At 37.3% G+C, this 10,077-nt stretch carries 10 protein-coding genes; 4 read left to right on the forward strand and 6 right to left on the reverse strand.

Going from position 1 to position 10,077, the window contains the following annotated elements; genetic code table 11:
- Positions 1-38: 38 nt before the first annotated feature.
- Both OPF91_RS12660 and OPF91_RS12665 read left to right on the forward strand, forming a co-directional pair.
- Entirely contained in the window at positions 39-1,688 is a 1,650-nt protein-coding gene (locus tag OPF91_RS12660) for a recombinase family protein (protein ID WP_264989115.1), read from the forward strand.
- A gap of 126 nt (positions 1,689-1,814) precedes the next feature.
- Positions 1,815-2,243 (forward strand): DUF2621 domain-containing protein, encoded by a 429-nt coding sequence (locus OPF91_RS12665; RefSeq protein ID WP_264989155.1) that lies wholly within the window; start codon positions 1,815-1,817, stop codon positions 2,241-2,243.
- 49 nt (positions 2,244-2,292) lie between these two features.
- Here the strand turns inward: OPF91_RS12665 and OPF91_RS12670 are convergent, their stop codons facing one another.
- The 4 genes from OPF91_RS12670 to OPF91_RS12685 form a co-directional block, all read right to left on the reverse strand.
- Positions 2,293-2,778, reverse strand: a complete 486-nt coding sequence (locus tag OPF91_RS12670; RefSeq protein ID WP_264989116.1) for a CcdC family protein — start codon at positions 2,776-2,778, stop codon at positions 2,293-2,295.
- Positions 2,779-2,801: 23 nt separating this feature from the next.
- Positions 2,802-3,170, reverse strand: a complete 369-nt coding sequence (locus tag OPF91_RS12675) for a response regulator (RefSeq protein WP_264989117.1) — start codon at positions 3,168-3,170, stop codon at positions 2,802-2,804.
- Between the two features lie 41 nt (positions 3,171-3,211).
- On the reverse strand, positions 3,212-3,922 hold the full coding sequence (locus OPF91_RS12680; protein WP_264989118.1) for a cytochrome c biogenesis CcdA family protein: 711 nt from the start codon (positions 3,920-3,922) through the stop codon (positions 3,212-3,214).
- A gap of 196 nt (positions 3,923-4,118) precedes the next feature.
- Positions 4,119-5,408, reverse strand: a complete 1,290-nt coding sequence (locus OPF91_RS12685) for an MFS transporter (RefSeq protein WP_264989119.1) — start codon at positions 5,406-5,408, stop codon at positions 4,119-4,121.
- A gap of 122 nt (positions 5,409-5,530) precedes the next feature.
- Between OPF91_RS12685 and OPF91_RS12690 the strand changes: the two genes are divergently transcribed.
- Positions 5,531-6,781 carry a helix-turn-helix domain-containing protein gene (locus tag OPF91_RS12690; protein WP_264989120.1) on the forward strand — a complete coding sequence of 417 codons (1,251 nt, stop codon included), beginning with the start codon at positions 5,531-5,533 and terminating at the stop codon, positions 6,779-6,781.
- 18 nt (positions 6,782-6,799) lie between these two features.
- Positions 6,800-7,306 (forward strand): GNAT family N-acetyltransferase, encoded by a 507-nt coding sequence (locus tag OPF91_RS12695; RefSeq protein WP_309297431.1) that lies wholly within the window; start codon positions 6,800-6,802, stop codon positions 7,304-7,306.
- A gap of 19 nt (positions 7,307-7,325) precedes the next feature.
- Here the strand turns inward: OPF91_RS12695 and OPF91_RS12700 are convergent, their stop codons facing one another.
- Positions 7,326-9,221: an endonuclease MutS2 gene (locus OPF91_RS12700; RefSeq protein ID WP_264989121.1), complete on the reverse strand. Its 1,896-nt coding sequence runs from the start codon at positions 9,219-9,221 to the stop codon at positions 7,326-7,328.
- 470 nt (positions 9,222-9,691) lie between these two features.
- Positions 9,692-10,077 (reverse strand): DUF4351 domain-containing protein (locus OPF91_RS12705; protein ID WP_264989122.1); only part of this gene is annotated, 386 nt, incomplete at its 5' end.

Here is a 10,077-nt window from a genome sequence, read left to right on the forward strand (position 1 = left end):
AGTGAATCTTATTAAAATTAGAAAGGATGGTGAATTAGATGAAAGCCTTATTATATTATCGTGTATCTATTAAACTACAAGAAGATAGATATAGCTTAAAGGCGCAAAAAGAAGAGTTGACCACTTACGCACTCAAACAAGGCTGGACAATCGTTGCTGAATTTAAGGACGTAGACAGTGGTGGAAAGTTTGATAAAAAGGGCTTAAATAAGTTAATGGATTATGTGGAAGAGAACCCTATAGACGTAGTACTTTGCGTTGACCAGGATCGGTTAAGTCGTCTCGATACAATCAATTGGGAAATCCTCAAAGATGTTCTTCGGGACAATGGTGTAAAGATTGCAGAACCTGGTTCAATCATAGACCTCACCAATGAAGACGATGAATTTATATCGGATTTAAAAAACCTCATCGCCCAACGAGAAAAACGAGCTATTGTACGACGAATGATGAGGGGCAAAAGACAACGTACCCGCGAAGGAAAGGGTTGGGGGCGTACTCCTGATGAATACATTTATGATAAGAACACAGGAACGTATAGCCTAAACGAAAAATGGTCATGGGTCTATATTTTCATAAAAGAAGCATACTTGGATAAGAATATGAGTGATGATAAAATTGCAGAGGCATTAAATAAGTTAACCAAAACACCTAGAGGGAATGAATGGACTGCATCAACAGTAGCTAAAAAGCTCAACAGTGAAGTCTATTGTGGACGTATGGTAAAAAAATTTTCAAATGGTGAAATTATTGCTGTTGACGAGGTTTACCCTCGACTTTGTACAGATGAAGAGTATCAAATGATACTATCTAAGCGCAAAAACAAATACCAACGCAGACCTGAAGGAGAGCCACAAATGCTACGACGTGTTAAAATGGAATGCGCCTACTGCGGAAGAAAGATGTCTGTACGAATGGCAGGTGATAAGAAGCAAGGAATACACTTTTATATTACCCATCATTTAAAACATTGTCATCTAGAATCCATTAATACACTGAGAGTTGAACCTAACTTGATTAAGGCGTTGAGGGAGATTATCAGAGATGAAAGGCTGGCAAAACAGTATATCAAAATTGATCACAGCCCAGAGGACTTACAGCAACTAGGAAATGAAATAAAGAAGCTCAATAAACTTATAACTGAAACGCAATCAAAAATTGATAGATTACTCCCCCTCTACCTTGATGGTACATGGTCCAAGGAACAACTTGATAAACAGAAAGAAATGCTTGAACTCGAATTAAAAACGCACCAAGAACGGCATTCCCAAATAATCAATAAACATGATTTGATTAAAACAAATTTATTTAACTATAATGCTGTTATACAGTACCTAGGCGTAGCAGAACGGTTTGATACTCTTTTGGAGCGAACCGAACAAATGAGAATGATTGAGCACTTATTCCCTACTGCGACTGTATACGAAGATAAAATAATTTTCAACAGTTTACTACCAAATAATGTACCAATAGATATACATGTTCCTATTGCCCCTAACCCCTTTGAGAGGGCTAAAACCAAACGATCAAGCGAAAATCCGCAAGAAAGGTTTACCCGTTTACAAGAGTATATAAAAAATAACCCAGAAGTTTCTGTATATGCAGCTGCAAAAGCATTAAATATACCAACAAACTCAGCTTATAAATTAGAAAAGAAATTTGGTAAACTTAAAAATACCACCAATTAGTCCCTTTTCACTCATGGTTTTGTACATAGGTATATACAGATTTTTGGTATGAAAAGGGACATAGTGGATGAAAAAATAATATAAAACTTCTATAATAGAATGAGAGAGAGCAGAGAGGTGAATATTTTGTTAGATGGTTGGTTTTTATGGTTTATCCTATTCTGGGTCGTCGTGCTCATTACGTTTATGGGCATCGGTGGATTCTTCATGTTCCGTAAATTTTTAAAGGCATTGCCAAAACAGGATGGTAAATCAGATTTAGATTGGCAAGGCTATTATTTAGAAAAAACCGTTCATTTATGGGGACAAGCCGAAAAAGAGCTTTTATATGAATTGGTAAGCCCTGTCCCAGAGCTGTTTCGACAAGTGGCAAAAGAAAAAATTGCAGGCAAGATTGGGGAGCTTGCTTTAGAGGAAAAAGCGAAAGCGATTAATCATGATTTAATCATTCGTGGTTATATTCAAGCAACGCCAAAGCGTGATCATAAATTTTTACGCAAAAAATTAGAGCAACTCCAAATCGACATCACGCCATATGAACATCTATTCGATTGATAAACAACAAAAACTACACTGGCAAACCTAGTGTAGTTTTTGTTGTTTATTATGCTATTGTTTTTTTGATTTTTTTAAACTGTACCAGCATCGCCACTCGCCAAGGGACTAACATGGCAAAAGCTAAAATCCAAAACATGCCTGCTAATTCACCCACATCAATCGAGCTACTTAATACTATTTTCGCAATGACTCGAAATACTAATAAGCCAATTAAAATAAAAGCAAATGCTTTCGAGCGCTTCAAATAAATCGCTTGATTTCTTACTTCAAATTTAGACGTCGTAATTAAAATGGTAGAAAACACCATACCTACTAGCGCTGACTCTAAAATTTGCATCGGTGGCACTCGAAATTGCTCAAAAATAAACATCAGTGCGCCCGTTGACATGGCAATGGGTGGAATAATGATTTTTCTTTCATTTGTTGGCTGTTTAGCCGCTCTCATACGCAGCACCATCACAAATGTTCCCATCACAATGGCCATGACTGTTGAGCCAATCACATAATAATGAGTGGGAATACTATTGAACATACAAACTCTCCTCGACCTTCCAATTAGCTATCCATTCCCATGATTTGGTCTGCTATCATTTTTAATTTTTCTGGTGTAAAGGGCTTTGTAATAAAATCCTTTGCGCCACTTTCAATTGCTTCAACAATTAGCTTTTGCTGGCCCAATGCTGTAATCATCACAATTTTCGCATCGGGAAATGCAGCAATAATTTTTTTAACTGCTACAATACCAGTCATCACAGGCATCGTCACATCCATTGTGACAAGATCTGGTCGCAACTCTTGATACATCGCTACTGCTTGTTTACCATTCGCTGCCTGCCCAACTACCTCGTAGCCCCATTCTGTAAACATATTACTAATGGTTACACGCATAAATAGTGCATCATCTACTACTAATACTGTAGGCATACGCTCATCCTCCCCTACAACTATATTTTCAGTGTACCAAATTAGAAGCCTATAAATCCACCGAAAATAGGACTTAATATGCGTGTAACATATGTTAAACCATCAAAAAATAACAAAATACCTACAGCAATCATAATATAGCCACCAATTTTTACAATTTTTTGGCTATGTGTACGAATCCATGTCATTCTTGAAATAAAGAAGGATAACACAAAGAATGGTATCGCAAAGCCTAAATAATAGGCAAACATATAACTAAACCCTGCACTTGGATTTGCCCCAACTAATGCCAAAATAGAGGCTAAAATTGGTCCTGTACAAGGTGTCCAACCTGCCGCAAAGGCAATACCAATTAAAATCGAACCAAAATAGCCTGATGGTCGATTTTGAAAGTGAAATTTCCGATCTTTCATTAAAAAATCAATTTGCAATAATCCTACAATCATTAAACCAAAAACGACAATTAAAATAGCCCCTACTTGGCGAAGTAATGTTTGATAATTTAAAAACAGCTCCGACGCAAAGGATGCGCCTAATCCTAACATGATAAAAATAATCGAAAAACCGATTAAAAAACATACTGTGTGTAAAATAGCACGTTTTTGCAACATACCACGTTCAGCCTTTAACTCATCCAATGTCATGCCTGTTATGTATGATAAGAATGCTGGATACAATGGCAAAGTACATGGTGAAATAAAGCTTAAAAAGCCTGCACCAAAAGCTAAAATTACATTAATGTCTGTTCCCATACTAAAAATTCGCTCCTTACAATGATTGTTTCCATCGTACCAAAAATCACCGTAAATTGCGCCCTTCTTGTCTGTGAACATTTTATGGCTAAAACGTGTGTAGAAAGTGAAATGCTGTACAACATGGCTGTATAATACTCCTTGGTCCATGACTAAGCCAAAACACAGCTTGCATAATGTTTTGGCTTTTTTACAATCAAATAGTTTTATTTACTAGTTGCTTCTTTTTTTGACGATAAAATTCTGGATGCGCCTCCTTTAAAATAGCCGTTGGTAATAACACTAATGTAATAGCAATTACACTGATGCTAGTCGTTAGCAAAATAAGTGTCGCAGGTAATGTATCATATAAAATACCGTATACCATCATCCCAAGTGGCATCATTGCCATGGACATTGTTTCCATCAACCCAAATACTCGCCCACGATATTCCTCAGCAATTAACTTTTGCATATAGACACCGATTGGCATATTGATTCCCATTTCAAAAATAGCAAAGATAAAATATAACACAATATAGTAGCCTACAAGCATCGAATAAGAAAGCGCTGTTACTAATGGAATGACAGTAAACCCAATACTACCTGCTAGTAACAATAAACTGATTTTCGAAAAGCGTAGCGGGGCTTTCACTTCTGGACGTGTGGCAAAATATAACGACGCCATTAGCATCCCTACCGCACTAGCCCCTTCAATAAAGCCAAAATGAGTCGCTTTAACTTTTAATACTTCCACCACAATATAGGTTCCCCCAACGGCAATCGCAGAGAAAAATAAATTAATCCATAGGGCAACCCACATAATTGTTTTCACAATTTTTTGTTGCTTAATATAGTCATAGCCACCTTTTAGCCCTGCCCATACCGTTTCTTTTTGTTCCGTTTCCTCTTTTGTGCTATATAGCTTAAAATTCATCGTTGCTTCTAAACAAAAGGCAATGATATACGCTGCTATATGTACGATTAAAAATACTTTCATGGAGAAAAAGCCATACATCATGCCTCCTATAACAGGGCCGCCGATTGCAGCGATGGACATAGACATTTGGTTGAACGACATTGCCTTTTGTAGTCGTTCTGGCCCTACTAATGCCGAAATCGCAGAAGTAAAGGTGATGCCTGAAAAAGCAGCACAAATGGTACTAAAAACGGTTGTCACATACACAGCATAGACGGACAATCCCACCAGCTCTGTATATAATAACAAGCCACTAACTATCATAATTGTTCCTACTTGTGCCAGCAAAATAATGCGTTTTTTCGAATAGTTATCCGCCATATAGCCAACAAATGGAGCAATGAGCGCTCTTGGCAAAATCGAGCAAATCATATTCATTGCAAAGCTTGCCGCAGAGCCTGTCATCGCTAAAATATACAAACTAATGCCAAATGCTAAAACATTCGAACCCAATGTAGCCATCATTTTACTTGCCGTAAATGTCCATAAATGATAGGTTGCTTGTTTAATTCTTTGTGCTTCTGTCATCTAAAACCCCTCCATTGTTTAATTTAATTAATAAGTTTAATTTTATTAAACAAAAATATAGCATATTTCTCCCTTTTCATGCAAGCAAAAGTTTAATATAATTAAACAAAGGAAGTGAAGCTATGGATTCTTTAGGGACACGTATTCGAGCATTGCGCAAAGAGCAAAAACTAACATTAGCAGAATTAGCTGGCGAGCGCTTAACCAAAGGAATGCTAAGCCAAATTGAAAATGATAAAGCTAAACCCTCTATGGAAAGCCTTGATTATATTGCAGAGCGTCTTGGTGTAAAAGCAAGTGAATTATTAGAGCAAATTACCCCCTCTACATTGCGTCATTTATTAGAGGAAGTGGAGATACTCTTTACAGAAGTAAACCGCGGTGATGTCGAGAATCACTTAAAAATTGTTGAAAAAATTGCGCCTTATGTGGATGAGATGCCATTAAGCTATGAGGCAGGACGTCTATTCTATATATATGCAGATGCACAATATGAGGCGGGCTTAGCGACATGGGAGGCTCCTCTTTTACAGGCTCGAGCCGTTTTCAAGGAAATTAATTTACTCAGTCATTGGCTAATGACCTATATTTTACAAGCCGTGATATTAGCGGAAAAATTTCAATATCAAGAAGCCCATCACTGCTTTGTACAAGTCGAGCAAGAAATCGAACAGGAAAACTATAGGTTAGATGCCAGGTATATAGCGAAGCTCTCTTACTTTATGGGGGTTTCTCTATTAGCGATTGGTAAGCATCGAGAAGGACAACAGCGCATACAGGAAGCGATTGCCAATGCTCATCGACAACAATTGTATGACCATATTGATGACCTTTATCGTATTGGTGTCTATTGTGCGATGATAGATGGTGATTTTGAACAAGCCGAGCAAATGCTGACAAAGCTAGAGCAATATAGACTATTTGTCGAGCAAGTACAGGTCGATGCCTTTACTTTTATGGTGCGTGCCCATTATTATACAAATTATGTCCACGATTATCAGCGAGGATTGGAAGAGGTTGAGCGATTCCGTCCATTAATGTGTGATGATTCGATTCGGCTGGATAAAAATTATTATTATGCGGAAAAAGGAAAAGCGCTCTATTTACTCGGACGTTATGCAGAGGCAAAAGAAACGTTTCAGCATTTTACAACGATTCCTATTTTTATTCAGCACCCATATGATTTATTAGGGCTTTATGAATGTTTTGCGTATAAGGCGCTTTGCTATACCCATTTTGGCGAGTTAACTACCGCTTATGATCTCGCTAAAACAGCTTACCAGCAGTCACTCATTTTTACAGATATTGACCTTCCATATAAGCAAAAAATTGCGGAAATCTATCAAACAATTAAGGCACACATTGATTCGTGAGAGGAGCTAATTATAATCATGATAATTGAAAAACTACAGCAAACCGATACGCAACAGCTATATGAATTTGAGCTTGAAAACAGAGACTATTTTGAGCAGCTTGTTCCTAGTCGAGGGCAGGATTATTATCATTTTGACAATTTTTTAATACAACATGCGACCTTATTAGAGGAACAAGCGCAAGGACAAGCGCTCTATTACTTAATCAAAGATCACAATGGGTTCATTATGGGGCGACTCAATGTAGTAGATATAGATGGCAACACAGCACATATTGGCTATCGAATTGCAGAAGCCTACAGTGGGCAAGGTATTGCAAGTCAAGCGCTAGCATTGCTACTCACTACCATCCATCAGCAAGGTATTCAACAGCTTTTAGCCAAAACAACGAATAACAATATTGCTTCACAAAAAATTTTAGAGAAAAATGGCTTTCAGCTTATCGAAACAAATGAGGACACATTCGAAATGCATGGACAGCCTTTGCATTTTGTTTATTATCAATGGAAACGCCACCCTCTTTGAGTGAGGATGGCGTTTTTCATTATTTTGATTTGTTATCTTTAAATAGTTTACGCAATACTTTTTTAGAGCCCCGTTCAATATCATGCTGTAGCTTGCGTTCTTTATAATCTGTAAATAATGAATTCATATCATAGCCCTCTGGATATAGCTCTGTTGCAGGTAGCTCTAAAGCCAGTCGCTTCACATGTGCCTCTATGAAATTCCCTTCTTGAAATACGGTCACATTATAGTAACTGTCCATTTCTCGATAAACAATGCCGGTTGTATCATTATCTAGTAATCGAACGCGATCTCCCTGCTGAAAAGCATAATGAATTGTTGTTTGCTTCTGTTCCAATTTTGGTTTACGAATTTTACTATCATGTACACGCTCTAATCGATAATCTTTATTCGCCATATAATCCTTTGCTCTTTGTAAAACCGCTTCACGCATCTGCATTTTGCGAGAAATCCATAAGGCATTACTATCCCCAGATGTGCCAATCGCTAATTGGTACAGCGGCTCCAATGTTTCTTGATTAAAACGCATTGCTGCATTCATAAAATCGCTATGCATTTCTGAGAAGCGTTTAATTTCACCATAATGAGTTGTGGCAACTGTGATACAGCCCATATGATAAAATTCCTCTAAAATCGCAATAGCTAATGCCGCTCCTTCATTCGGCTCCGTACCACTGCCAATTTCATCGAACAATAACAATGTATGATGATTAGAGGCTGCCATAATTTCCGATAGGTTTTTCATATGAGACGAGAAGGTACTTAGCGCATTTTCGATACTTTGATTATCGCCAATATCCACAAAAATATGGTCAAATATCGATAGCTCTGTCCCAGTATCTGCCACGATATGCAAGCCAGACATGACAGCTAATGTGAGAAGTCCAATTGTTTTCAATACCACTGTTTTCCCACCAGCATTTGGCCCTGTAATGATTAAGCTGCGATACTGTTGACCGATTTCAAATTGCAATGGTACAGCATCTTTTGGTAATAATGGGTGCTGACAATTGATTAGATGAATATAGCCATGTTCATTTAATTTTGGCTCAATACCGCCAATGTGCTTACTAAATTTGGCTTTAGCAAACACCATATCATACTGACTAATCAGCTCCATATTGATATGAATTGCCTGTAGATGCTCCATAAACATCCCTGATAATGTCGCTAAAATTTGATATTCCTCTATCCCTTCCTCTGCCTTTAATGTTGCTAACTCCACATTAAGTTTGGCGATTGTGTTTGGCTCCATAAATACAGTAGCCCCTTTAGCAGATACCTCAACAACCGCTCCTTGCACATGGTTTTTATGGGAAGCCTTAATTGGAATTGTATAACGGTCATCTTTTTTGCTAATAAAAAACTCTTGAATATACGTTTTATTGGCACTATTATTTAAAAATTTTGCTAAACGCTCTTTTATTTTCTCCTCTATCGTTTCCATATGCTGACGAATGCGCTTTAACTCCCGACTAGCTGCGGAATCTACACGATTTGCTTTAATTGCAAAATGAATTTCGTCCTCCATCTGTTGAAATTCAGTCATCGAGTTCGCATAAGAAGCCAAGGTAGGGGCAAAAAATACATGCTCTAGCATAAATTTTTTAATCGCACGGCAGCCCCTTAAAAAATCCGCAATGCTTACTAACTCACTCGGTTCTAAAATCATGCCCTTCTCAAGCTTTGTCATTGTATGCTCAATATTCGATACACCTAGAAATGGAATATGCCCTACCGCATCCAAAATCGCCCGTGCCTCTGTCGTTTCTTGTAAACGATTTTTCACAATAGCCAAATTAGTGCTTGGTGTTAATTTATCAAACAGTTGCTTTCCTAGCCCACTAACACAGTAGGATTTCACCATGTCCTTTAATTCATTATATTGTAATTTATCAAATGTCATTTCATTCATTTTAAACGCTCCTCATATTGTTTTAGATATGAAGATACCTTATTTTCATTAGATAACGACAAAAAAGCTGTGGGGACACCACAGCTTTTCACAGTACAAGGCATATGTAAAGAACCTCAATCGATATGAGGCTTTACAAGCTTTATAAAGGATAGTAGGTATCTTCATAGGTACGAAATAAATGCACAACAAAATAAGGGTGTCTATCCCCATGCCATTGCCTTTATTTCATATAAAATTGCCTATTTAGAACCCACTACACTCATAAAAGTACCTCTCTTTTTTGAATTATTGTTATCTAATGAATTACCACTATCTTACACCATCTAAAATAAAAAGTAAAGCCTATACCGAACGATGCACTGCTCTTTTGATTTTTATCCTTTTAGTACTCAAAAGTATGAGTAAAATCAATTATTCATTAACTAATACTTTTTTACAGAACATCTCTCAATTAATTTAATGGTCACTTATTGTAGATGTTTCTTCACTTCATCCAAACTATCAATCATGAAAATATTTGACACAACGTTATTCAAAGCTTCCATATTTGCTTGATTAATAACGTGCTTTAATTCCTTAGGTAACTCACCAAACTTTTGCGTTAATTGTATCATGATCATTCTCGATAAGGCTTTCATTTCTCCTTCTTGCAGACCTTGCTCTAAACCTTCCTGTAAACCTTGCTCTAAGCCCTGTTGTAAACCCTCTTGTAAACCCTTTTGTAAACCTCGCTCCACTGCCTCTTGTTCACGCATCTTCGCTTCTTCTTCCGCCGCTTCTTGGTCTAAGATATATTTGAGTCGCCCTTGATATGCATGGTATTGATCTGGTTTTAAACTGAGCTCTCTCCACT

This window comes from Lysinibacillus piscis, assembly GCF_026012395.1.
Lineage (GTDB): Bacteria > Bacillota > Bacilli > Bacillales_A > Planococcaceae > Lysinibacillus > Lysinibacillus piscis.

Coding starts and splice junctions, on each gene's coding strand:
- OPF91_RS12670 (WP_264989116.1), bottom strand. CDS start 2,778: ATGTTCAATAGTATTCCCACTCATTATTATGTGATTGGCTCAACAGTC.
- OPF91_RS12690 (WP_264989120.1), top strand. CDS start 5,531: ATGGATTCTTTAGGGACACGTATTCGAGCATTGCGCAAAGAGCAAAAA.
- OPF91_RS12660 (WP_264989115.1), top strand. CDS start 39: ATGAAAGCCTTATTATATTATCGTGTATCTATTAAACTACAAGAAGAT.
- OPF91_RS12695 (WP_309297431.1), top strand. CDS start 6,800: ATGATAATTGAAAAACTACAGCAAACCGATACGCAACAGCTATATGAA.
- OPF91_RS12685 (WP_264989119.1), bottom strand. CDS start 5,408: ATGACAGAAGCACAAAGAATTAAACAAGCAACCTATCATTTATGGACA.
- OPF91_RS12700 (WP_264989121.1), bottom strand. CDS start 9,221: ATGAATGAAATGACATTTGATAAATTACAATATAATGAATTAAAGGAC.
- OPF91_RS12675 (WP_264989117.1), bottom strand. CDS start 3,170: ATGCCTACAGTATTAGTAGTAGATGATGCACTATTTATGCGTGTAACC.
- OPF91_RS12680 (WP_264989118.1), bottom strand. CDS start 3,922: ATGGGAACAGACATTAATGTAATTTTAGCTTTTGGTGCAGGCTTTTTA.